20 protein-coding genes and 2 riboswitches are annotated in these 22,899 nt (G+C 38.0%); of the genes, 14 read left to right on the forward strand and 6 right to left on the reverse strand.

Annotation, left to right across the window (positions count from 1 at the left end):
* The first annotated feature begins 128 nt into the window (after nt 1-128).
* From BMZ31_RS17365 to BMZ31_RS17380, 4 genes are all read left to right on the forward strand, one after another.
* Nucleotides 129-566, forward strand: coding sequence for a hypothetical protein (locus tag BMZ31_RS17365; protein WP_090833204.1), 438 nt, complete (start codon nt 129-131; stop codon nt 564-566).
* 37 nt (nt 567-603) lie between these two features.
* Nucleotides 604-1,083: a hypothetical protein gene (locus BMZ31_RS17370; RefSeq protein ID WP_090833205.1), complete on the forward strand. Its 480-nt coding sequence runs from the start codon at nt 604-606 to the stop codon at nt 1,081-1,083.
* Nucleotides 1,084-1,804: 721 nt separating this feature from the next.
* Nucleotides 1,805-2,287: a hypothetical protein gene (locus tag BMZ31_RS17375; protein ID WP_090833206.1), complete on the forward strand. Its 483-nt coding sequence runs from the start codon at nt 1,805-1,807 to the stop codon at nt 2,285-2,287.
* A 235-nt stretch (nt 2,288-2,522) separates the two neighbouring features.
* A riboswitch (cyclic di-GMP riboswitch) is annotated at nt 2,523-2,607 on the forward strand.
* Nucleotides 2,608-2,679: 72 nt separating this feature from the next.
* The gene (locus BMZ31_RS17380) at nt 2,680-3,978 is read left to right on the forward strand and encodes a DUF5667 domain-containing protein (protein ID WP_090833207.1); all 1,299 of its coding nucleotides are present in this window, start codon (nt 2,680-2,682) and stop codon (nt 3,976-3,978) included.
* 144 nt (nt 3,979-4,122) lie between these two features.
* Here the strand turns inward: BMZ31_RS17380 and BMZ31_RS17385 are convergent, their stop codons facing one another.
* The 3 genes from BMZ31_RS17385 to BMZ31_RS17395 form a co-directional block, all read right to left on the reverse strand.
* Nucleotides 4,123-4,983, reverse strand: coding sequence for an SGNH/GDSL hydrolase family protein (locus BMZ31_RS17385; protein ID WP_090833208.1), 861 nt, complete (start codon nt 4,981-4,983; stop codon nt 4,123-4,125).
* Between the two features lie 178 nt (nt 4,984-5,161).
* Nucleotides 5,162-5,410 carry a hypothetical protein gene (locus BMZ31_RS17390; RefSeq protein WP_090833209.1) on the reverse strand — a complete coding sequence of 83 codons (249 nt, stop codon included), beginning with the start codon at nt 5,408-5,410 and terminating at the stop codon, nt 5,162-5,164.
* A 17-nt stretch (nt 5,411-5,427) separates the two neighbouring features.
* Nucleotides 5,428-5,961, reverse strand: a complete 534-nt coding sequence (locus BMZ31_RS17395; protein ID WP_090833210.1) for a hypothetical protein — start codon at nt 5,959-5,961, stop codon at nt 5,428-5,430.
* A 197-nt stretch (nt 5,962-6,158) separates the two neighbouring features.
* Nucleotides 6,159-6,249, forward strand: a riboswitch (cyclic di-GMP riboswitch).
* 64 nt (nt 6,250-6,313) lie between these two features.
* Here BMZ31_RS17395 and BMZ31_RS17400 point away from each other — a divergent pair.
* Nucleotides 6,314-7,207: an HNH endonuclease gene (locus tag BMZ31_RS17400; protein WP_175478165.1), complete on the forward strand. Its 894-nt coding sequence runs from the start codon at nt 6,314-6,316 to the stop codon at nt 7,205-7,207.
* 75 nt (nt 7,208-7,282) lie between these two features.
* Here BMZ31_RS17400 and BMZ31_RS17405 read toward each other — a convergent pair whose 3' ends face one another.
* Together BMZ31_RS17405 and BMZ31_RS17410 are read right to left on the reverse strand one after the other, a co-directional pair.
* Nucleotides 7,283-9,481: a hypothetical protein gene (locus BMZ31_RS17405; protein WP_090833212.1), complete on the reverse strand. Its 2,199-nt coding sequence runs from the start codon at nt 9,479-9,481 to the stop codon at nt 7,283-7,285.
* Nucleotides 9,482-9,484: 3 nt separating this feature from the next.
* Nucleotides 9,485-10,798, reverse strand: coding sequence for a magnetosome protein MamC family protein (locus BMZ31_RS17410; RefSeq protein WP_090833213.1), 1,314 nt, complete (start codon nt 10,796-10,798; stop codon nt 9,485-9,487).
* Between the two features lie 246 nt (nt 10,799-11,044).
* Between BMZ31_RS17410 and BMZ31_RS17415 the strand changes: the two genes are divergently transcribed.
* From BMZ31_RS17415 to BMZ31_RS17425, 3 genes are all read left to right on the forward strand, one after another.
* The gene (locus tag BMZ31_RS17415; protein WP_090833214.1) at nt 11,045-11,446 is read left to right on the forward strand and encodes a hypothetical protein; all 402 of its coding nucleotides are present in this window, start codon (nt 11,045-11,047) and stop codon (nt 11,444-11,446) included.
* A gap of 458 nt (nt 11,447-11,904) precedes the next feature.
* Nucleotides 11,905-12,960, forward strand: coding sequence for a hypothetical protein (locus tag BMZ31_RS17420; RefSeq protein ID WP_090833215.1), 1,056 nt, complete (start codon nt 11,905-11,907; stop codon nt 12,958-12,960).
* A 12-nt stretch (nt 12,961-12,972) separates the two neighbouring features.
* A complete protein-coding gene (locus BMZ31_RS17425) occupies nt 12,973-13,866 on the forward strand; it encodes a hypothetical protein (protein ID WP_090833216.1) in 894 nt (297 codons plus the stop codon).
* Between the two features lie 89 nt (nt 13,867-13,955).
* Here the strand turns inward: BMZ31_RS17425 and BMZ31_RS20995 are convergent, their stop codons facing one another.
* Entirely contained in the window at nt 13,956-14,822 is an 867-nt protein-coding gene (locus BMZ31_RS20995; RefSeq protein ID WP_090833217.1) for a J domain-containing protein, read from the reverse strand.
* A 340-nt stretch (nt 14,823-15,162) separates the two neighbouring features.
* Here BMZ31_RS20995 and BMZ31_RS17435 point away from each other — a divergent pair, with 340 nt between their 5' ends.
* The 6 genes from BMZ31_RS17435 to BMZ31_RS17460 all read left to right on the forward strand — a co-directional run bounded on the left by BMZ31_RS17435 (nt 15,163) and on the right by BMZ31_RS17460 (nt 22,740).
* Nucleotides 15,163-16,167 (forward strand): LacI family DNA-binding transcriptional regulator, encoded by a 1,005-nt coding sequence (locus BMZ31_RS17435; RefSeq protein ID WP_090833218.1) that lies wholly within the window; start codon nt 15,163-15,165, stop codon nt 16,165-16,167.
* A gap of 145 nt (nt 16,168-16,312) precedes the next feature.
* Nucleotides 16,313-17,545, forward strand: coding sequence for an ABC transporter substrate-binding protein (locus BMZ31_RS17440; protein ID WP_090833219.1), 1,233 nt, complete (start codon nt 16,313-16,315; stop codon nt 17,543-17,545).
* A gap of 64 nt (nt 17,546-17,609) precedes the next feature.
* Complete coding sequence (locus BMZ31_RS17445; RefSeq protein ID WP_090833220.1) at nt 17,610-18,470, forward strand: carbohydrate ABC transporter permease; 861 nt, start codon at nt 17,610-17,612, stop codon at nt 18,468-18,470.
* A complete protein-coding gene (locus BMZ31_RS17450) occupies nt 18,470-19,291 on the forward strand; it encodes a carbohydrate ABC transporter permease (RefSeq protein WP_090833221.1) in 822 nt (273 codons plus the stop codon). Before BMZ31_RS17445 ends, BMZ31_RS17450 begins: the two co-directional genes overlap by 1 nt.
* Before the next feature lie 62 nt (nt 19,292-19,353).
* On the forward strand, nt 19,354-21,039 hold the full coding sequence (locus tag BMZ31_RS17455) for a glycoside hydrolase family 13 protein (RefSeq protein WP_090833222.1): 1,686 nt from the start codon (nt 19,354-19,356) through the stop codon (nt 21,037-21,039).
* A 78-nt stretch (nt 21,040-21,117) separates the two neighbouring features.
* Complete coding sequence (locus tag BMZ31_RS17460; RefSeq protein ID WP_090833223.1) at nt 21,118-22,740, forward strand: glycoside hydrolase family 13 protein; 1,623 nt, start codon at nt 21,118-21,120, stop codon at nt 22,738-22,740.
* Nucleotides 22,741-22,899: the final 159 nt, after the last annotated feature.

The raw sequence follows: 22,899 nt of genomic DNA on the forward strand, positions 1-22,899 counted from the left end.
ACATATTTCCATATTCGCTAATGATCTTAAGAAATCCTTTTGGATAAGAACTTAGCGTGGTTTTTAATAGTAGTTATTCCTCTTATGGATTAAAATGGAATTAAATAGAAAATGTTGGGGTGAGGATTTTGAGAAAAGCTTATATTATTAATACGAATAAGACGAATTGGCCAGAAGATGAGCAAGACATGTTGGTTAATGAAAAATGTGCTGCTTATTTTTCTCCTTGGAAAGAAAAAATTAATCATATACAACCAAATGATTTAGTGTTCCTTTATAGCAATGGGAATGGGATCATTGCAAGAGGTATTGCGACTGGAGTTTGTGAACAAGGAAATTATATAAATCGAGATGGTTTACATGTAGACGAACAAAACTATATGTACTTAAACCGTTTTGAAAGATTACAAGAGCCTATTTCAGCAGCTGAGATTAATAAAGTAGTGGGTTATAGTGTTGTCTTTGGTCGAACCATGATTCCGATGGATTATGATTCAGGGTTGACTCTTTGGCAGGCTATTACAAAAAATTACTTGAATGGCAGAAATCTCGTTGCTACTGATTAATGTAAGAAGGATTGAATCTTGTAAAGGTGGTTTTGAAATGCCTACTAAAATATCTTTAATGAAAAATCCAGATAAAATCATTATGAATCCAGATGACGTTAATGAAGTTATTGAAGCAATTTTAACGAAATGTGGATTTACAGTAGTACGTGGCACTGCTCATTCCGAAGTAGACATCAGAGCAAGAAAAAGTGATATTGAACTGATTGTTGAATCAAGAGGGAACCAAGCATATAAGAACAGAGGAACTGATATCGTTTTCGATAGTGCTCAACTAGATATTCAATTATCGGAGCAAGTTACTCAGATTATGAGATTTCAACAAACAATCTCTACCAACCATAAAACTATCTTTGTTATGGCTAATCCGGAAATATCTAGATTAACAGAGAGAGTTAGGAAGATAAGTAAAGGTCTAGATAAGTTGGGAATCTTGCGTTTATGGGTCGGCGACTTTGATCAAATACATATCGAAGGACCTGATTATATTAGAGAGCAATTGAAAGAACTGTTATAGTGCTGACTAGCACAATTTATATTTAAGTGGGCCAAACAATGGATTTGTTTGGTCCATTTTTATTTAAAAATAAGAATGTCTAAAATTTGTCCTTGATACTGTGGTGTTTTTTCTAAAACATATTATATTGGCTTTTGGGATTTTTTGTCTGATAGGGGCATTCACAAAAGAAACTGGGGTTCACACAAATAAAAGGCAATCCTACACAAATAAAGTGTACAGTTACACAAATAAACCATACAGTTACACAAAAAGAAATTCTTCAACAACCTACCATCTAAATTAAATGAAGAAAATAGATACTAAATATTACTTTTTACACCCATTGTGAGACGATTTTTCGAACAGTCTTAAATCATAAAGGTAATCTAATTTCGCAGTCATCCTAAAAATCGAAAATATTGCCAAAAAGTGTACGTTTGATCAAGAAGAACAAGGATTTCACGATTCCTTTAGTCAATTGGAATTTCAGCTTTCGCAACTGAAAAGGTGGATGTTCGAAAAGAAGTGTCCGCCACTCCCACTGGAAGGATTTGTGGTAATCTATAGGTTTTTTTGCTCTAATCGAAAAAGCAAACGACTGGAGCGGAAATCAATAGGTATTTTTAATAGAGCATTTTTTAAAATTTACAAGGATAAAACAAGGGCTTGCAGCCATTGAGATAAATGTAATAGTACAATCCGCTGCCTTAATAACATGGTAAAGGTTAGGAGGGAGCGAATGAAGAAATCTTTCATGATCATTAGTGCGTTGTTGCTGCTTTTGACTGGGTGCGGTACGACAGATCTTCAAGAGGAACTTGTCTCTTATATCAATGATGAGATGCCTAAGTTAGGGGAAAAGGAAGAGGCGGTCTTGAGTGCTTATGACAGTGTGACCGGTGCGAACTACACAGATGATCCGACTACCTATGCTGTATTAAAGGATGAAGTCATTCCACAGTATACGGATTTCATTGATGACCTTGAGAGTGTAAAGATTGATTCAGATGAACTATCAGCATTGCACGAGGATTATATTGCGGCTGCTAATCTCCAGCACTCTGCCTTTGTGCTGATATTAGAGGCTATCGAAAATCAAGATTTAGCGCAGATTACTGAAGCCAACGAGATGCTTGCAGAGGCAAGAAAGGCGATGCGGAAGTATCAGCAGGATGTGGAAAAGCTTTGTGAAGAGAATGATGTGACGCTGGAGAAGAAGTAGGAGGGTCTATCCCATCCTTCATTTGTTGAAAGCCAAACAAATATGGTTTGGCTTTTATTATGTATATAGGAGATAAAAGACCACATACTTTCAGTCGGAAGTAAGTTTCAAAACTTTTCCTACTCATGGCAGTTCTCTTTTATAAAGGGGGCTGCTTTTTGTCTGCTAGATTAAAAGGGTATTTTTTACTCTATTCAATTAATAGGGCAAAAAGTATAATAGATTTGACTTTTGAAATCCGAAAGGGCAAACCTGGGGAAACCCAGTGGCGCAAAACTAGAGGGGCTTCGGCTAAAAAGCCATGCCAGCCAGTTACCGAAGATTGTACGGACTCCTTTTGTCTCCTACGGATTTTAATCGTTAACATTTAACGTTTTGGAGGAGATTTACGAATGAAAAAAATTATTTTCACAACCACATTGGCTGTAAGCTTGGCACTAGGAACGTCTGCTAGTGCAAACACAGAGGCTTCAGACACTGCTGGTACAACACCTGATCAATTTCTTTATACACTTGATCATTTTTATGAGGATCTAAAACTGGCGTTTACCTTTGATTCAGAAGAAGAAGCAGCTCTATTATTACAATTTGCACAAGAACGATTAGCTGAAGCTGAATTAATGAGTGAAGAAGAAAAATCGGAATTTGTCAGCGAAGCGATTGAAATGTATGCAAGTCTTTTAGAAGATGCACAGGAAGCTGTTTCAGAAGTTGTTGAAGATGAACAAATTGATGAGGCTACAAAAGAGGAATTAAGCAGCCAATTAGAAGAAGTTACCGAAATCGATGATGAAGTGGCGGATGAGCTTGACGAAGAACAAACAGAGGAATTAGAAAAAAAGATAGATGAAGCTTACCTTGTTGCAAATGTTGTAATGGGGTTCGATGTTGAAGTAGTAAAAACGCTTCGTGAACAGGAATTCGGATATGGAGAAATAGCAAAAATTATTAGTTTATCAGAACTAAGTGGAAAATCAATTGAAGAAATTACAGCGCTCTTAAGTGACAAAGAAATCGGAGAAGTCATGAAAGAACTGGAAATCACTATTAGTCAGGTGAAAGAATTAGCTGTTTCAAAGAAGATTACTTCCTTAGAGGAATCTCTTGTAGCTGCTCGTGAAAGTGGTAATGAAAAGGCTGTAAAAAAACTAGAGAAAAAACTAGGATCGTTATCCAGTAAAAAAGAAAAACTTGCTGCAAAATCGGAAGATGAAGAAGATTCAAAGGTCGAAGAATCCGAATCTACTGAACCAGAATCTACTGAAGAAGGAGCTACTGAATCTGAATCTCCTGGAACGGAAACAGAAAGTGAAGCCGAAATCGATGAAGAAGAAAGCCTAACTGATGCAGCAGTTGTTCCAGCAAGCACAAATGCAAAAACGGCAGCACAGACAAATAGTGGATTAGCTACTGCAAATGCTGCTAAAACAAAAGCGACTGAAGTAGCAAAACAAGCACAAGAACAAGCCAAGAAAGCTCAAGAAAAGGCTAATGAAGAAGCTAAAAAAGCAGCAGAAGTAGCCAAAAAAGCACAAGAACAAGCTAAAAAGGCTCAAGAAAAGGCTAATGAGGAAGCGAAAAAAGCTGCTGAAAAAGCAAAAGAAGAATCGAAAAAAGATAATGATGATGATGAAAACGAAAATGATAAAGAACACAAAGGTAAAGGTGACAAAGGGAAGGATGGGAAATAAGGGGACAATTCTCCCTTAACGCCCTATTATCGATTCACCGCCTGGTTGAAGTCTTTGAATGTGTATTACTAACCTTTCAGTGACGCAAATAAAAGAAATGGAGAGTGGACGCCGAATAGGGGTCTCACTCTCCATTTTTGATTTTTACTCTTTATGAACGAAGTACTTCGTTAAGTAATCCGCCCATAGTTCGTTGCCTTTTTGATTAGGTAGGCTCTTATCAGTAAGGTATTGTTTCAAGTCTTTTGATTTGCCGTCAGGCCACACTTCCCAGTGGTTGAGGTAGATGTATTGGTTGTTTTTGGCGTATTCCTCTAATTGTTGTTCTTCTTTTACATAATAGTGTGCTAAGTAGATAGGGTTAGATGGTTGAATCATGATGACGATTTCTGGATTGGCTTTCTTGAAATCGTTCAGGATCGTTGTTAAGTTTTCCAACCTTTTTGGCATAAATAGTCTTCCGTTGTCATGAAGGAGGAAAGGTTCTATTAAGAGAATATCTACTTTTGTGTTCAACATATCTTGATACAGTCGCTCTTTGACAACGTCTGCCGATGTTTTTCGGTAGATTTCCTTGATAGAAACATGGAGCAGTGACTCACCATATGTATCTGTTAGCTGCTTCTTTAATAGAGTAGGCCAAGCACCGTCAGCTGCAGAAGTAGAGGCAGATCCCAAAATCGCCATCTGGAGAGATTGACCTTGTTCTGCTGCTGTTAAAAACTTTTCTTGAAGGTTCTTAGGAAGATTTTTTGTGTACTTTATGATTTCCTCTTTGCTTTCGCCGGGAATAGTCGTTTGCGCTACTGGTTGCGTAACCGGCTCGACTTTTTGGGCAGGAGCCTCTGCTACAACTTCTTTCTCTTTTTCTACTTCAGATGGTAGTGAATGGTTCATTCTGTCATCCGCTTTCGCCATCTTTATCTTTTGTTCCCAGTGAACTTTTCCTGTTACTAGAGTTACTACCGTTATGATGAATAATAGTATTACTAATGCTCGTTTCATAATTCCCTCCGTTACCATCACTTGATAGTTTTATCATAAAGGAATGGAAGGAAGGAATTTGTATAGGCTTGTAGGTGAATCTATTAAAACGTACGACAAAATATTTAGGAATGGTGCCTGTCACGCCCCGAAAAATGTCGAAAAAATACCAGGATGAATTTATCCATCCTGGTATTTTTTATTGCTTTTTAAACCATTCAGACACGTCATTGGCTTTAACAGCTAATCGATAAGCTGTTTCATCGAAAGCTAGGAAGCCGCCCAGGATCTTAATATTTTTGTATGCAATGTGATCTTCCTGTGAAAATGTATGAGAGCATTTCTTACAATTGTTTGGAAGAGTGCTGCTATCCCTCTTAAAATATACTTGAAAACACTCTCCACAATGAAATGCATTTCCTTCCTGCATCACAATACCTTTACTCATATGTAATCTACATCCTTCTATAAACTTAATACTTTTCGGGGAGTATCCATAATTTCCATTACGGTTTTCATTTTGATTTCACTGTCCCTAAAGAAAGCATTAGATTTTTCACGAATATATGAGACTTGTCTGGTCGCTTCTGCTTCACTTTTTGCATTAAAGATCGCCTCAAGAACTTCATACTCACAAATACTATAATTTTTGCAACATGTATTGAGGTCAATAATTAGTGAATATAACTTGATGATAGGGTGGGAACGGGCTGTAACACGAAGATCGTTTGCGTATGTACCTGAGAAAAAATGTGCTTTGTTTTGTAGAGATGCGTCATCTCTATCTAGGACATTCGTAAATTCGCGCATAAAGTCGATAAAGTCATTAGGTTCTCCGCCATTCCTCACATACTTATGAAAGTTCTCCATTTGTATCATACCGTTTACAATATTTCTAATTTCGCCTTGGCACTCGTTATTCACAATTTCATGAGCGAATTGTATGATTTTTTCATCACTCATAGCATTAGGATTCAAAAAGCTCGAAAATAACCCCATATAGATCTCTCCTTGTTAGAATTCTAAGAATATTATCGACAATAATGTTGAATTCTTTAGGGGTGAGGTAAAAATTGGAATCGATAATATTTGAATCTAATTCACTATAAGTTACTGGCAATTTTCTAAATTCTATTATTTACATTAGTTCTATAGACCTATATACTAATATATGTAAAAACAACCAAAATTTTATACTGTGAAAAAGGCAAACTTCTCGAAAGGGAAGGACGCAAAGCCGTGAGTCTAAGGCATACAGACGTATGCTATGATCGTCAGGTTTCCATAGACTAGATACACAGCTATGGCATTTTGTCATAGCTTTTTTTATTATCCGGAAGGGGTTGGGACGATGAGCATGCTTAAAACGATTGGAAAATATGCGGGTAAAACAGCGGGGTTCGTGGTTGGCGGGCCTATTCAAGTAATTGGGGAGCTAACGGGTTTTGAGGTCGTTGAGGACATTGGAAAAGGTGTGCGAAAGGCTTCGGAATGTGCAGGCGAAACAGTTGGACAAGCAGCTGGTGGCGTTGTTGGAACAGTTTCTGGAATTATTAATGATAATCCTGCGCAGCGTGATCAGGGATTAAGTGAAATGGGAAGTGCTGTTGGAAGAACCGCTAAGGGAGTCTACCAAACTGCTAAACACACAGTACAAAATGGCGGAGAAGTCATTGGTGGATTGATGGACGGCGATCATGGCCGCGTCAAAAAAGGAGCGATCTCTATTGTCAAAACCGTTGCGATAGGAGCATTAGCGGTTGGTGTTGTCGATGTAATCGATGGAGTAGATATCGCAGACGCTGAGGAAATTGGCCCTGATGCACCTACTATTGAAGATGCTGGAGAAACAGGTTCTGATGTACCTTTAGAAGAGGTTCCATTTGAAACGAAAACTATCGAGCTTCCAGATGGTGAGACTTATACAGATTCCTTTCCTGTATTCGATGTCGATTATGAAGTGGAAATTGACGAGGATATGTATTTGCAAAGCGATTATACTCACTTTACCTATGCCAACTATGAATTGTATGAAGCTATCCAAGACGATCCTGGATTGACCCATGATTTAGGCTTGAATCAGGCTGACATCGAAGCTTTGTCTAACGGCGATAATCCAGCAGGATTTACATGGCACCACAACGAGGAGCCAGGCGTTCTTCAACTCGTAGACCGTGAAACTCACGCAAGTGTTGGTCACACAGGCGGCCGTGAGCTTTGGGGCGGCGGGAGTGAATACCGCTAACGGGTGCCTGTCACCACCCGAAAATTGTCGAAAGCCAAACCCTCAAAGGTTTGGCTTTCTTTGTGCATATGAGTTTTATTCTACTCGGATATCGTCATCTTTTAGGAACTTAGCAACTCCCATTCCGATCGCTAGCCCTGGTAATCCACCAACAGCACCAGCTACTGCCACGCCAATTTTCATGCCTGTTGGAGTGACCGAACGAATGATGACTTCTTCAGCAAATCCGTCACCCTCATTAACATTTTCCAAGCCTCTGCAATTACTAATAGAAACAGGATTTGTTTCTACTCTCCTGTCAAACAGACCGTAGTAATGATTATATTCTCTCACGATTACGTTTGTTGATCGTGTAGTGGTACAGTGTCTAAAATCGCAGTCTTTCACATAGACTTTCGGTCCAGAAATCTTTTCGTAGGTATTGCCTTGAACAAGGAACCCTTCTTCGATTCTAACTCCGTCAAATAAACACTTGGAGATGTAGTTTGTTGCAGAGTTTTTACCACAAGTGAAGTCAAAGCTGGCATTCGTTAATATACCTGAAAGGCTACTGAACAGGTTATAGAACTCGCAGAATTCAACTGTAATTCCACTGCCGTTTGCGATTTTATTTCTGCAATCAACAAACTGGCTATTTTTTATTGTGAGATTGTCTCCGCTTGTCACATTCTCACAATTTTTAAACAAACAATTCATTACCTCTATTGAGCTGCCTGTAAAGGTCTGGTTCTCTATGACTTCTGTGCAAGAGTCGAAGCTAGATTCACTGATCAGGGCACCGCGTTGGATACATTTGTTAATATTTAGGAAACTGCAATTCTTGTAAACCGCTTCTGAGATATTGAATAAGAAGGATTTCATTTTCTCTTTTTCGTAGTGATCAAGGCCACGCACTTCACAGTTTGTGATAGAGATAGAACCATCGATATTAATGATCCCGTCCTTCGAAGCCCAGGTGGAGTCTGACTCGTCATCAGCATTTTTTAAGAAATGAATCTTTGTATCAGATATTTCTCCGGTAACTGTGTTGCCCCAGCCGTTGAAACGAATGAAGTTTTCATCTGGTGAGAAAATCGCACAGTTTTGTACTTGCAGATCCGTATCTCCTTTTAATTGGAGAAAATGATTGCAGTTGTTAAATTCAGTATTCTTAATGATAATCTCATTTTTGCCCTCTGCTTGCACAAAAGAGTTTTTATCATATCCGAGGCAATTCACTTGGCAATTTGTAAAGGTGATGCTTGCTCCTTCAGAGAGTGTGATTTCATCAGAAACGTGAGACTCATTATAGTAAACGATACAATTATCAAATTCTAGATGACCTTCACAATTCATATAGGCACTGATGTGAACGATTTTGTTTTTAAAGACCCTTTTTTCACCACGAGGGATATATAGAATACTTGATATATTCACTTCTTCGAGTTCAATGATTTCTTCATCTAGGAGAAATTCAGACATTTCTACGTAAAACTCTTCCTCATACGCCTCTTCATCAGCACTATATTTATCAATGAAGCCTTGTTTGCCACGTAGTCTATAAAGGGATGTGATCTTGGTTTTTATTTCACGAATCGTTTTATTACCAAAATCAAACTCATCGATAATATCTTCGACTCCATCTGGTAATTCAAAGTCAAGGGTGTTTAAAAAGCTGTATTCGAGACAGCTTGTTAGAATCTTTTTCTTGGCTTCAATATCGTTTATCGATGCAAGAGAGGCATGCAGTTCAATGTTTTGAGCGTCAACTTCGAGATAATTTAGAAGGTTATTAGCATATTGCTGCTGATCTACTGAAATCCCTTCGAATTGGTGCATGAGGGAGTAAAATGCTCCGCCTAAAATCTCCCTTTCTGTTTCTGACAAAGAAGCTATATCTGTTTCTTTTGTAATCCCTAAAATACAGCGTTTTTCTAATACATTAAGCTTTTTAGCTAGTAAGATATCATTTCTTGAAAGTCTTTCGATTTTATCAAAAGCCTCTGTCACTAAGTCTGACACTTTCACATCACGTTCAGATAAGCGAACAAGAATATCCATCAAGATTTGCTGTGCCTGTGCTAGGGTTCCAATCTGGTTAGCCATGCGTTTATCCTGTTTTTTTGAAAGTGTGACCATATCAAACACACGATGGAACCATTTTTCGTTTTTTATCTGTTCAAACTGTTCTTGGGAAGCGGAAGATAGTTTATTAGAAGCTTCTTTTAGATCATCGAAGCTGCAATCTTTATTTTCGTAATAATCATAGTCAATGAGTAATTCTTGTTGTGCCATGGTTTAGATCTTTCCTTTCATTAGTAAATCGAATTCATCAAAGTTCTGTTCAATTTTATTTGCTTTTGCAACTACTTTTCTTTTATTGGATTGAATGACCTGTTCGTCTTTTTGTATCTTCTTAAGGCTATCCTCAAGACTTACCGACATTCCATATACATATCCAGAGGCATGTAAGATTTCAGCAAAAGCGCCTTTTCCAAACACTTCGTCCAAAATGTTGGTTACGGTTTTATTGACGTATATTCCTATTGCCATACCTGCAACAAACCCTATGGCACCGCCAGGGAGGAATATTGTCACAGCTGCCATGGCACCACCTACCAAGGCACCTTTTAACGTATCTTGGCCAACTTCTCGGAAAGCCTCTTGTTCGGTAATCTCACCGTTTTTGTATTTCAAATAATTCGTTATGGCAGAAACGGTCAAACCAACAGCAGCTCCGATGACGGCTCCTTGTGCAGCCTTTTTCGATACTTCTTGAAGGGTAACAGTTGTATGGGCTTGTCCACCGGAAATTTTATCTGTAAGTCGCTTCGTTGATTGTTTTACTCCGTCGGTATTATTTAGCTCTTGTATTTTCAAATGTTCTTGTGCTTGTTTTAGCTTGTTGGCATAGTCAAGGTCACCATTTTGAAAAGCCTTGTCAATATTCTTGGTTAAGGCTTTATGTAAAGCATCGTTTGTTCCATCGATTCCTGCTACTGTTTCGTTAGGTTTCAATGTTCCTTTCTTCAATGCTTCCAAAACATCACTTATATTTCTCCCTAAACCACTATTGCCTTCTGCTGCTTTAACTGTTGTTCTGCTGATTGCTTCTCCAGTAAAGCGATTGACCGTCTCTCCATCAACACCTTTTGCGTTTCCACCTAAAAGTCTAGATTTCTCAAAAAGGCTACTTAATTTACCTTGTTTCCATCGGAGCCAATCGATTTCTTGACCAGTTCCATTTAGCTTGTTTTTTAACATGCCTAATTGGCCTTTAGTGCCATTGTCAAAATAATTCTTGGCACTTTGAGCATCAGCAAAAATACCAGACCTGCTATAAGGATCCAAGTTCAACTGCTTGAATACTTGAATATCCCTCATATATTGATGCGTTCCTTCAAAACTCAAATTCGAACCGGTTAGTTTGTTAATTCCTTGTGCAACACCATCCAAAGTCTGTGACGTCACCAAATGGTATTGTCCCGCAATTGAAGCAAAATTGGCAGCTTCAGAAAGGAGTTGGGGATTTTGCTTTAATTCATTTAAATGAAAAGGACAAATTTCATTGTCTGTATGTAAATCTTTGCAGCGCTTGCAATATGTAGGCATAGATCAACGCTTCCTATCTAGAATAATAGTAATATAAGGAAATTATAACATGTTGGGTGCCTGTCACCACCCGGAATTTGTCGAAAAAGATAATTAATTGTTTAAAGATTGGTCTGCTTTATCTTCGATAAAAATATGTTTTCTGAAAATGGAAATTATAATTACTGGAAGTTTTCTTGGGTGATAAGATAAAAGAGAAGAAGTGTGAGTTTCGATGATAATCAATACTCTCTAGGAGGAATATTCTTGATTTTATATAATGTGACCTGGAATTCATCAGAAACGAAGAAAATCTATCGGGCTACAAAAGATTCCGAGATCCTCATGGAGTATCTGGAGCAGTCGTTAGAAAAAGCCAACTTAATTAAGTTAATAGGTGAGCACCCAGTACCTGATAAGGGCAGAGAGTATGGTGTAATGATTTATTACTTCAATTCAAGCCCAAAAAGAAAATTACTAACTGCCGCACCTCGACGAAACAATAATTATATTCATATTGAATTATTTTCAAGAATACTAACAAGAGAAGTGTTGGAGTCATTCAACCTAGGTAATGCTCGTGATCCTATAATAGATCTCAAGGTACATTCTGTTGATGAGATTGATAGATTAATTGAACTTTTAAAGGCTAACTTTTACAAAGTGTAAATATAGAGGGGAAGAGGGTAGAAGGAGATCAAAATAAAAACATAATATGGTAGGGGGGGAAGTATCTGAACTTGTTCAATCGATATAGGTGCCTGTCACCACTCGAAATTTATCGAGAGCCAAACCGATATGGATTTGCTTTCTTAAGTTCTGTTTTATTTTAGACTTTTCTTTAGAGCTATGGAGTTATTAATAAAGGACTTACCAATGCCATTCGTGCAAAGTATAATCAAGTATAGAAATAATCGTTTTCATTGATACATAAACTCGTATATTCATTAATAAATGAACAACTTCTTGATTTATAAGGTGTGAAATGGTGCCGGTTACTAGATTGTTACATTCTATGAAAAACGTTTAATATTGAGCGGGTTATTCCTCATTAGGAGTTTATAAGAAAAATATTTGTCAAAAGAGAATCGGAGAATATTATTTGCGGTGAGATAGGTGGGAGATGAATGGAAGTGTTGCAGGCCGTTCAGTTTAATATTGATGGTTTTTTACAAAAACTTGATCATTTACCGGATTATAAAGAGAGAGAGTATGAGGTAAGACTCACGAATCTGTCTCTCGAATTGAGTGTGCTTGATTTTAAGGATCTAAGGGAATGGCTTAATAACAAGTATTTGCAGATTGATAATGAGGATGAAAAACTGTTTGCTGTGTTTAATGTCCTATGTAGCTATTCAAGGCGCAAGAAAGATACTTCGGTGTTTAAACAGGTGGTTGAGGAGTCTGGTAGCCGTTTTGTAGGTTATCCTTTATACCCTCATATCTTATCGTTGCTGTATAAGGAAATGGGTGAGTTGGAGCGCTCGATTCAGTCGGCAAAGGAAGCGACGATCGAACTCAATAATCAAGTTGGTGTTCTTCACAATTATGCAGAAGCGATTGTCCATGCGAGAGAAAATAATTTAGCCATTTCAGATGAGCAAATTAAGGAAGCGTTTGAGATTATTAATCGGGTAACTGGGCGCCTTGATCCTTTCTATGCGAAGTTTCACTGTACTCGTGGAAGGATTCTTGCTCAGTTAGGTCAATACACTGAAGCGAAGAAGGCTATTTTGAAGGCAATTGATGAAGAGGAATCATCTAAGAGTGATTATTCAATTAGGATAAATGACTACCAATATCACCTGATACGGATTCAAACCAGTGAATTTAACAAGAGCTTCCATGGCAAGCTCGAATCAACAGAAAAGAGCCTTGAAAATCAAAAGAAAGACATCGAAAAATCAATGCAGAACTTAAAGACAGAAAATCTTCAAATGCTAGGATTTTTTGTAGCGATTATCAGTTTTACAATTGGATCTTTAAATATTTTAGAAGGAAAGAAGTTTTTAGAAAGCGGGCTTTTAATCCTTATCTTGATGGGTTCTACGGTTTTGGCTTATATAGGCTTTGGAATGCTCTTTAGTGTTCAGGTACGAAACAAGCTGACGACGATTATTGTTAGTTCATTAGCGGTGTTGGTGATCATAGGGGCGTTTTCTGGTTACTATTTATTAAAGTAAGGGGAGAACGATATGGTCTTAAACGTGGAACATGTTTATCGAAAAGGAATTGGTAACATCAATGAAGACGCATATGTTCTTCTTGAAGATGAAGGGATTTTTAGTGCCATAGATGGTGCGACAGGTCTTGGCGGATTATCTGGGTCCATTGCAGCGGAAATCCTACGCGAAGCGATTGCTGGTGGAACTGGGCAATTGGTTGAGAGGGTTATTAAAGGTAACGATAAATTACGTGAAGAAGCGGTTTCTGCTTTTAACAAAGAGCAGAGCTTTGAAGATATTCCAAAGCATATGAGAAGCTCGTGTGGACTTGCCGCAGTGAAGATCAATCAAGTTTCTGAGCGTGTTCAGTTACTAGATTATGTAACTGCCGGAGATTGCATATTATTTGTTCAATATGTAGATGGTCGTATCAGGCAAGTGAATATAGACCATATCGATCCGTTAGATGGGATTGCGATTAAGATGCTAACATCGTATTGGATAGAACGATTTGGTGAAGAAAATCCTAACGCTTTGAAGGAAGAGGAAGTTTTTCTTATACATAAGGAATTTCGTGAAAAGATATGCGAGGTACTTAAAATTAACCGAAACAAACTCAACACGGTTGAAGGCTATGGAATCATTGATGGCAGCAAGGAAGCAGAATGGTTTCTTGAAAAAGGGACCATTCCGCTGATCAATGTGAAAAAGATATTGCTTCTATCCGATGGAATGAAAATTCACTCACCACGTAAGAATCCATTGTCGAATGAATGGTTACACACGGCTGAAATAGCCTTCGCACATGGCTTAGAGTATCTAGAAAAGATGGTGCTAGATATGGAAAATAGTGATCCGGCGTGTTATGACTATCCTAGATTGAAGAAGCATGATGATAAGACGGGGATATTGGTAGAGTTGTAATGGTGCCTGTCACGCCCCGAAAAAACTTTTTTCACAGCTTCTTAGACTTTATTAACAATGCCTCCAACCGAAAGGGTGGAGGCATTGTTTCATGAAGCTTTTAAATAGGAACACAGATCTTCGTAGGCTTGATTGATTTCTTTGAATTTAGTGTCTGATTTCAGATAGACATCGGGATGATATTTTTTTGCTAGCAGTTTATATTGTTTCTTAATTGAATTAAGATCACGCGTGTTAGAAGGTAATTCCAGTATCGAAAGAAGAGACTCAATTTTTTTGTCCGTGTTAGCAATTAGATAATTATCAAAATACTTATTAAATAAACTCGTTGCAATACCTCTAATTGACTCGACTTCTTCTCTAAATCTATGGAAATATTTTGGGTTTACGTGAATGGATTCAGGATTACTTGATAAGATGATCTTTCTTTTACTCATAATATTGAAGGTTAGAAGACTAATTAAGAATTCGTATGTAGCATCAAGTAAATTTTGATCCATATTTGCGTTTGATTGTTCGTCTAGCACCAGATTCATGGTTCTTGCAAGGCTAATATCAGTATAATTTTGAAGGGAAAGATTAAAGTAGTTGCCGTGTTTATCTACTACTGAAAATCTCTTATTGTTTAGACTAAAATGAACAGGAATAATTCTGTTGTCGGTAAGCTTTTTAAGTTGAAACTCTATGTTCCCACTTGAATTTTTTAATGTAAGATTCCCTTCGACATAGCCCCAAAAGAATTGACCATTATCTAGTTCGAAACTATAAACAGGACCTTTTGCAAAAACGTTGATTTCTTCCATATAGAATCCTGATTCAAATTCGCCATATCGATAAATATGATTTGGGGAAGCAGAGTAGTTAGAGTGATAGTTTTCAGATGAGCTACTAGAAGAATCAGAACCGAATATTTTGATCAGGACATATATAACAATACAAATGACAATAAACGACATAAGCCTTCTCCATTCTATTATTTTTAGAGTTTTATGTTAAACTTTTCCTTAAATTTACCATGATTTATCTGTTAATTCTACATATTTTTGGAATCTTTGTAGTGGTGCCTGTCACCACCCGGAATTTGTCGAAAGTTATTTGTTTTGTTCCTTTTTTGTACATTAAACAAAGAGGAGTTTTTTAATTTTGGTTCCATCCTTCGGGTACTCCTCATACTCTTATCTGACGCTTATAAATAATCCCAATAAAAATTATTTGAAAAGGTTTTCATATTGTGATATTTTATTTACGTAAACGTTTTCTCTAATTGTATAACTAAAGAATTGAAGTGGGTGGGATATGACGTATACCATTAAAGATGTTGCAAGAAATGCAAACGTATCGATTGCGACAGTTTCTAGAATTTTAAATGGTCAGACAGGATATTCGCCTAAGACAAAAGAGAAGGTACTCAAGGTTATCAACGAACTAGGGTACCATCCGAATGCGGTTGCTAGAGGCTTAATAAACAAAAGAACCCATACGATTGGCGTTTTGTTTCCATATTTGACGGGATCATTGGTGACTGGTTTGTTAAGAGGGATTGAGAAAGCGGCCAGTGCGCAAAGTTCTAGTGTTATCGTTTGCCACACAGAATCAGACGCAGATAAAACGATGAAATATCTCAAGCTATTAAATGAAAAGCGTGTGGATGGTATTATCTTCACAAGTGAGGTATTGCAAGAAGAATATTATGATTTCATCAAGAAGATGAATGTTCCGATTGTTTTATTATCAACCAAGTCTGATGATTATCCTATTCCATATATCAAAGTCGATGATTTTGATGCAGCCTATACGGCTACGCAATATCTGATTCAAAAAGGTCATAAGAACATTGGAATGATCAGTGGACCGAAGGAAGATATTATTGCTGGAGAACCAAGGGTTAAGGGATACATGAAGGCCTTGGAAGACAATTATATCAAGCATAATGATAAGAACGTCGTATACACAGTTGGTTTTGGTTTCCCTGAAGGGAAAGAAGGTTTGGCGAGCTTATTAAAACAAAATCCGGATATTACGGCTCTATTTGCTGCCAGTGATGAAATCGCGATTGGAGCGATATCAACTGCCTATCAAATGGGGATAAAGATTCCTGAAGAGTTGTCGATTATCGGGTACGACAATACCAGCCTGGCTGAAATGTCCGTTCCACCGTTAACGACGATTGCGCAGCCTTTTTCCAAAATGGGTGAGATCGCGGGGAATATGTTATTAAATTTACTGGATGGCGAAGGACTGCCAGAAAGTAGAATTGTGCCACATAGCGTCATTGAAAGAAAGAGTGTAAAAGAAAAGTGATAAACTTTTCTTCACTATAGAGTTTTACGTAAACGTTTACGTAGTGTACGAATATTTTTTTAAAGATTTACGTAAACGTTTACGCTATCTTAGATTGTCTTTTGTAATTTTGTAAACCACTATTCAATTTTAGGAGGAAAATGAAATGTTGAAAAAAGTTGCATTAGGTTTAATGAGTGTTACTTTAAGTGCATCACTATTGGCAGGTTGCTCTTCAAACAAGGAAGAAGATGGTAAGGTTACGCTTCAATTATTCTCAAACAAGTCCGAAAACATTCAAACATATAAAGGTCTTATTAAGGAATTTGAAGCTGAAAATCCAAATATCAAAATCAAATTAGATGCTCCGCCTGAAGCTGAAACAGTATTGAAGACTCGCTTAACGAAGAATGATCTGCCTGATTTGATGGCAATCGGAGGAAATGCGACTTATGGCGAATTAGCTAGAGCTGGGGTTTTAAATGATTTCTCTGATTCTGAATTAGTTAAAACGGTTCAACCTTCTTATGTGGATATGATTGGCCGCCTGGTTGGTTCTGATAAAAAAGGCACGTTCGGTTTGCCATATGCTACGAATGCAAATGCCGTTATTTACAACAAACAAAAATTTGAACAGTTAGGATTACAAACTCCTACTACTTGGGATGAATTTGTTGCTGCGTTAGAAAAGGCTAAAGCAGCGGGCGAGATTCCTATTTACTTAACGTTAAAAGATGCTTGGACAGGTCTAATCTCTTGGAACTCATTAGCAGCTAACATCGCTGGTGAAGACTTTGCAGAAAAGAAAAATGATGGTAAAACTACCTTCGTAAAGAGCTATGACGAAGTTGCAGACAAAATGTTAACACTTACGAAGTTTGGTCATAAAGACAATATGGGTGTTGGCTATGGCGACGGAAATAATGCTTTTGCTAGTGGAAAAGGCGTTTTCTACCTACAAGGTAACTGGGCAATCCCTGAAATCAAAAAAGCAAATCCAGAAATTGAAGTGGGAGTATTCCCGATGCCGGTTACTAATGATCCTGCAAAAAACAAACTCGTTTCAGGTGTAGATATTGTTTTAACAATGAATAAGGATACAGAACACAAAAAAGAAGCAACTAAATTCCTAGAATTCATGATGGAAAAGGAAACAGCTAAGAAATACATTGATGAACAAAAAGCGTTCTCTGCTATCCAAGATGTTTTCCAAGAAGATGCTGTATTTGAAGGAATCAAAGGCAATTTTGAAACAGGTGCACTTACAAGCTTCCCTGACCACTATTACCCAGCTGGATTAGGCGCTGAAAACTTGCTTCAAGAATTCATTATCAAGAAGGACAAAGAAAAGTTCCTTAAGAAGATGGATTCAGAGTGGGAAAAAATTCAAAATCGTTAATAGAAACAATGGGGTGTCTTCTCTTTAGATGCCCTGTTCTTCTATTATGGGAGGGATTTGCTGGATGAAGAAGAGTAAAGTTTATCTGTCCATCGCTTTGCCTGCATTCGTTCTATTCTTCATATTTCATACTTATCCGGCATTACAAGGTATTTTTTACAGTTTCACAGACTGGAAAGGGTATGGAGATTGGAATTTTGTTGGGTTAAAAAACTATCTGAATGTTTTCAAAGATGACCGTGCAGGAGATGCCTATCTCTTTACGTTTAAATTTGCGATTGTAACGACGATCATCGTCAATGTTATTAGTCTTTTGGTTGCCATGGGGCTGAATGCAAAAATCAAGTTTCATAAGACGTTAAGAGCGATTTATTTTATGCCGTTTATTTTAAGCATCCTCATTGTCGGTTTCATTTTCAACTTCATTTTTGCCCATATGTTACCTCAACTCGGTGAAGCGCTGGGGTGGGATTGGCTGGCAAAAAACATTCTTGGGGATCCCGACCTTGCTTGGCTGGGAATCGTACTAGTGGCAGTATGGCAAGCGGTTTCCTTCAATACCATTTTATATTTGGCAGGACTCGTCACGATTTCAGAAGATATGTATGAAGCGGCAAGTATTGATGGTGCCGGAGTTTGGAAAAAGTTCTGGAATATTACATTCCCGTTAATTGCGCCATTCTTTACAATCAACATGGTTCTTTCCATGAAAGGCTTCCTGCAAGTTTTCGACCAGATTATTGCATTGACAGGAGGCGGACCAGGTAAATCTACAGAATCCATATCCTTGCTCATTTATCGAGGGGGATTTGAAGGTGGAGACTTTGCCTATCAATCTGCGAATGCTGTCATTTACTTCATCGTAATTGTTATCGTTTCAGTAGTACAACTTAAGATTTTAGGTAAAAGGGAGGGAGAAAACTAATGAATCGTAAAAGGACTAGCTGGTTAATCACAACGCTCTTGATTCTAGGTTCATTGTTTATATTGTTTCCTCTCTATTTAACGATTACGATTGCTTTTAAAACACCACATGAATTGGCGGGTAACCTATTATCGCTTCCACAAACATGGTCCTTTGATAATTTTACAGAAGCAATAGAAATGACGAACTTCTTCAACGCTCTCAAAAATAGTGCGATCGTCACGGTAGTCGTCGTCATCTTTACGGTCCTTACGAATTCGCTGGTGGCTTATGTCGTAGCAAGGAACATGCATAAGAAGCTGTATAAATCTTTATACTACTATTTCTTAAGTGCCATGTTTATTCCTTTCCCTATTATCATGCTTCCTCTTGTAAAACAAACAAGTGCTTGGGGCATGGACAATCTTTGGGGTTTGATTATTTTATACATTGTATTCAATCTATCATTCAATGTCTTTATCTACATTGGCTATATACGTTCCATTCCCTTGGAACTGGAGGAGGCAGCCATTATTGATGGAGCAAGCACGTGGGGTGTTTTCTGGAAGGTGATCTTCCCGTTATTGGCTCCCATGAATGCCACTGTTGCCATACTTACATGTCTTGGTGCTTGGAATGATTTCATGCTGCCACTTGTACTTTTGAGTGACAGAGAGATGGCCACTTTACCTCTTGTACAGTATGTATTCCAATCACAGTTCAGTACTGATTATAACCTAGCATTTGCTTCCTATTTAATGGCATTGGCACCAATGATCATTGTCTATATCTTTGCTCAGAAGTGGATTATTAGTGGAGTTATGAAAGGCTCTATCAAGTAAAAAAATAGCTTGATTAATAGATGTTATGTGAAAAATAAACCAAGAGGACGGAGAGGCTTTCTATGAATAAAACATGGTGGAAAGAAAGTGTCATTTATCAAATCTATCCGAGAAGCTTTAATGATTCCAATGGCGATGGAATCGGTGACTTGAACGGAATTACAGAAAAACTGCCCTATCTAAATAAATTGGGGATCGATGTGATTTGGCTTTCCCCTGTATATAAATCACCTAATGATGATAATGGATATGATATTTCCGACTATCGCAATATCATGGATGAGTTTGGCACAATGGAAGACTTTGATAACATGCTCGAAGAAGCTCATAAACATGGAATCAAAATCATGATGGACTTAGTCGTGAACCATTCAAGTGATGAGCACTTATGGTTCCAAGAATCCCGCAAATCAAAAGATAATCCTTACAGAGATTATTACATTTGGAAAAAAGGTGTGAATGGTGAGCCTCCTACCAATTGGGGAGCGGCATTTGGCGGGAATGTTTGGGAGTATGATGAACAAACAGACGAGTACTATTTGCACTTATTTAGTAAAAAACAACCAGATCTAAACTGGGAGAACCCCGCTCTAAGAGAAGAAGTCTATGAAATGATGCGTTACTGGCTTGATAAAGGTGTAGATGGCTTCCGTATGGACGTTGTTAACTTCATTTCAAAAGACACTTCTTACCCTCAAGGGGAAGTGAGAGAGGGGATGAAGTACGGGGACGGCAGTAAATATTTTATGAATGGTCCTCGAATCCACGAATTTCTTCATGAAATGAATAAAGAAGCTTTAAGCCACTTTGATACGATTACAGTTGGTGAAATGCCAGGCGTTTCTGTTGAAGAAGGAAAGCTTTATACGGGTGAACAAAGAAATGAATTAAACATGGTCTTCCATTTCGAACATGTTGGTTTAGGTGATGGCAAGTATGGAAAATGGGATCCTAAAGAATGGAAGTTAACAGATCTTAAGAAGATTTTTACAAAATGGCAAAAGGGTCTTGAACTGGATGGTTGGAATAGTCTTTATTGGAGCAATCATGATCAACCTAGAGCGATTTCGCGCTGGGGAAATGATTCAGAAGAATTCAGAGTCATTTCTGGAAAAATGCTAGCTACCTGCCTTCATATGCTTCAAGGATCGCCATATATTTACCAAGGCGAAGAAATTGGTATGACAAATGTTAAATTCGAACAAATTGAAGATTATCGTGATATCGAGACATTAAATGCTTATCGTGATCTGACACCAGAATTTCTTTCCCATGAGGAAATATTCAAGGGAATCCATGAAAGAGGACGCGACAACGCGCGAACTCCTATCCAGTGGGATGCTAGTGAAAATGCTGGATTTACTTCTGGAACTCCGTGGATTAACGTTAGTCCAAACTATGAAACCATTAATGCGGAAGCGGCCCTTAACGATGAAAATTCAATTTTCTATTACTACCAAAAGCTCATTCAGCTTAGGAAACAAAATGAAGTCATCGTTTATGGAAAGTATGATGTTCTAATGGAAGAAGACGAGCAAATCTATGCCTTCACACGCACGCTTGAAGGAGAAAAACTGCTAGTCATTTGTAATTTCAGCAAGGAAACGCCGGAATTTGTCCTACCCGATCACTTAAAGGTTTGCGGTAAAGAATTACTCATTTCGAACTATGACGTAGACGCAGACGAATCCATAGAAAAGGTTGTCCTTAAACCTTACGAAGCGAGAGTGTATCGTCTTACAAATTAATCATTCATGACAAAAATATTATGGGGCTTCTTTTTATAAAAGAGCCCTTTTCTGTTATCAAGTTTAGCGAGGTGTAATATGGAAATGAAATGGTGGAATGAAAGTGTTGTTTATCAAGTCTACTGGCGTAGTTTCTACGACACAGATGGTGACGGCTATGGCGATTTGCGCGGTGTGATCGAAAAGCTGGATTATATTAGCGAATTGGGAGTAGACGTAATTTGGCTGAATCCCTTTTATGTTTCGCCTGATAAGGATAATGGTTATGACATTTCCGATTATTATTCCATTATGCCAAAAGCGGGAACCCTACAGGATTTTGAAGAATTGATTGCTGAAGCGAAAAAAAGGAATATGAAGATTATCATGGATTTGGTTGTTAACCACACATCCAATGAACACCCTTGGTTTAAAGAATCCAGGTCGAGTAAAGATAACCCTAAAAGGGACTGGTATATTTGGAGGGACGGTAAGGATGGCAACCCGCCAAATAATTGGCGTTCTTACTTCTGTCCCTCGACGTGGGAGTATGATGAAGAAACGGAACAATATTTCTTCCATTCCTTTGCTGTTGAACAGCCGGATTTGAATTGGGAGAATAAAGAGGTTCGTGAAGCCATTTATCAGATGATGCATTTCTGGCTTCAAAAGGGAATTAGCGGCTTTCGTCTCGATGCCATCGCATTGCTTGCTAAATCTGCGGGTTATCCTGATGCGGAAGAACCTGATGATATCAGATATCTTACCAATAATCCGGGAGTACACGACTACTTGCAAGAAATGAACAAAATGGTTTTTAGCCAATATGATGCTTTAACTGTAGGAGAAGTTGCATTTGTTTCTCCAGAAGAAGGATTACTTTATGTTGACGAGAGTCGTAAGGAGTTGGATACCCTATTTCATTTTGAGGTATGTGACGAAATGCCAACATGGGATTTGAAGCGATTTAAAGAGATTCAAAAAAGATGGTATGAAGGATTATGGGGTAAAGGCTGGAATTCTCAATTTCTAAATAATCATGACCATACAAGATTGGTGACTCGATATGGCAATGATGCGGAGTACCGTGTTGAGTCGGCCAAACTGTTTGCTGCCATGCTACATTCCCTTCCCGGCATGCCTTATATCTACCAAGGTGAAGAGATTGGTATGACTGGTGTAAGGTTTGATGATATCAACGACTATAATGATATTGCCATGAAGAATAAATATGCAGAATTAACAGCCAACGGTCAAGATCCTCAAGAAGTGCTCGAACAGCTTCAGCCATTAAGCAGGGATAACAGTAGGACGCCGATGCAATGGGATGGCTCGGAACATGCAGGGTTCACGAATGGGAAGCCATGGATTAACGTGAATCCCAACCATCTTGAAATAAATGTTGAAGCTGCATTAAGTGACAAGGATTCTATATTCTACTTTTATCAAAAACTGATAAAATTGCGGAAAAAGCATCTTGTGTTTGTATACGGTGATTACACTCCGATGATGGAGGAAGATGAAAACCTCTACTCTTATATGCGAACCTATCAGGATGAGTCGATCCTGTTTGTAGGGAATTTTTCAGAAACCAACCAAACGGTCAGTCTCCCTGAAATTGAGGAAGAGAATTTATTAATCTCCAACTACGGGACAGAGGCTAGCGAAGAGAATCAAGCGATAGTCTTGAAGCCTTATGAAGTTAGGATTTATTTGGTTTAAACGGTGCCTGTCACGTCTTAGAATATGTTGAAAGCCAAACCCTTTGTGGGGTTTGGCTTTTGTTTTGAAGCAGTTAGACATGCAGAAAATGATAGTGAGATTATTTCGAACGTCCATGAAGTACTTCATAGCCGTTATGACTATCAAAAGCCATGCAAG

The organism is Bacillus sp. cl95, from assembly GCF_900115925.1.
Lineage (GTDB): Bacteria > Bacillota > Bacilli > Bacillales > Cytobacillaceae > Neobacillus_A.

What these genes read in the sequence shown, in the direction of transcription:
- BMZ31_RS17370 (WP_090833205.1), top strand. Translation starts at nt 604, where the DNA reads ATGCCTACTAAAATATCTTTAATGAAAAATCCAGATAAAATCATTATG.
- BMZ31_RS17375 (WP_090833206.1), top strand. Translation starts at nt 1,805, where the DNA reads ATGAAGAAATCTTTCATGATCATTAGTGCGTTGTTGCTGCTTTTGACT.
- BMZ31_RS17380 (WP_090833207.1), top strand. Translation starts at nt 2,680, where the DNA reads ATGAAAAAAATTATTTTCACAACCACATTGGCTGTAAGCTTGGCACTA.
- BMZ31_RS17385 (WP_090833208.1), bottom strand. Translation starts at nt 4,983, where the DNA reads ATGAAACGAGCATTAGTAATACTATTATTCATCATAACGGTAGTAACT.
- BMZ31_RS17390 (WP_090833209.1), bottom strand. Translation starts at nt 5,410, where the DNA reads ATGAGTAAAGGTATTGTGATGCAGGAAGGAAATGCATTTCATTGTGGA.
- BMZ31_RS17395 (WP_090833210.1), bottom strand. Translation starts at nt 5,961, where the DNA reads ATGGGGTTATTTTCGAGCTTTTTGAATCCTAATGCTATGAGTGATGAA.
- BMZ31_RS17400 (WP_175478165.1), top strand. Translation starts at nt 6,314, where the DNA reads ATGAGCATGCTTAAAACGATTGGAAAATATGCGGGTAAAACAGCGGGG.
- BMZ31_RS17405 (WP_090833212.1), bottom strand. Translation starts at nt 9,481, where the DNA reads ATGGCACAACAAGAATTACTCATTGACTATGATTATTACGAAAATAAA.
- BMZ31_RS17410 (WP_090833213.1), bottom strand. Translation starts at nt 10,798, where the DNA reads ATGCCTACATATTGCAAGCGCTGCAAAGATTTACATACAGACAATGAA.
- BMZ31_RS17420 (WP_090833215.1), top strand. Translation starts at nt 11,905, where the DNA reads ATGGAAGTGTTGCAGGCCGTTCAGTTTAATATTGATGGTTTTTTACAA.
- BMZ31_RS17425 (WP_090833216.1), top strand. Translation starts at nt 12,973, where the DNA reads ATGGTCTTAAACGTGGAACATGTTTATCGAAAAGGAATTGGTAACATC.
- BMZ31_RS20995 (WP_090833217.1), bottom strand. Translation starts at nt 14,822, where the DNA reads ATGTCGTTTATTGTCATTTGTATTGTTATATATGTCCTGATCAAAATA.
- BMZ31_RS17435 (WP_090833218.1), top strand. Translation starts at nt 15,163, where the DNA reads ATGACGTATACCATTAAAGATGTTGCAAGAAATGCAAACGTATCGATT.
- BMZ31_RS17440 (WP_090833219.1), top strand. Translation starts at nt 16,313, where the DNA reads ATGTTGAAAAAAGTTGCATTAGGTTTAATGAGTGTTACTTTAAGTGCA.
- BMZ31_RS17445 (WP_090833220.1), top strand. Translation starts at nt 17,610, where the DNA reads ATGAAGAAGAGTAAAGTTTATCTGTCCATCGCTTTGCCTGCATTCGTT.
- BMZ31_RS17450 (WP_090833221.1), top strand. Translation starts at nt 18,470, where the DNA reads ATGAATCGTAAAAGGACTAGCTGGTTAATCACAACGCTCTTGATTCTA.
- BMZ31_RS17455 (WP_090833222.1), top strand. Translation starts at nt 19,354, where the DNA reads ATGAATAAAACATGGTGGAAAGAAAGTGTCATTTATCAAATCTATCCG.
- BMZ31_RS17460 (WP_090833223.1), top strand. Translation starts at nt 21,118, where the DNA reads ATGGAAATGAAATGGTGGAATGAAAGTGTTGTTTATCAAGTCTACTGG.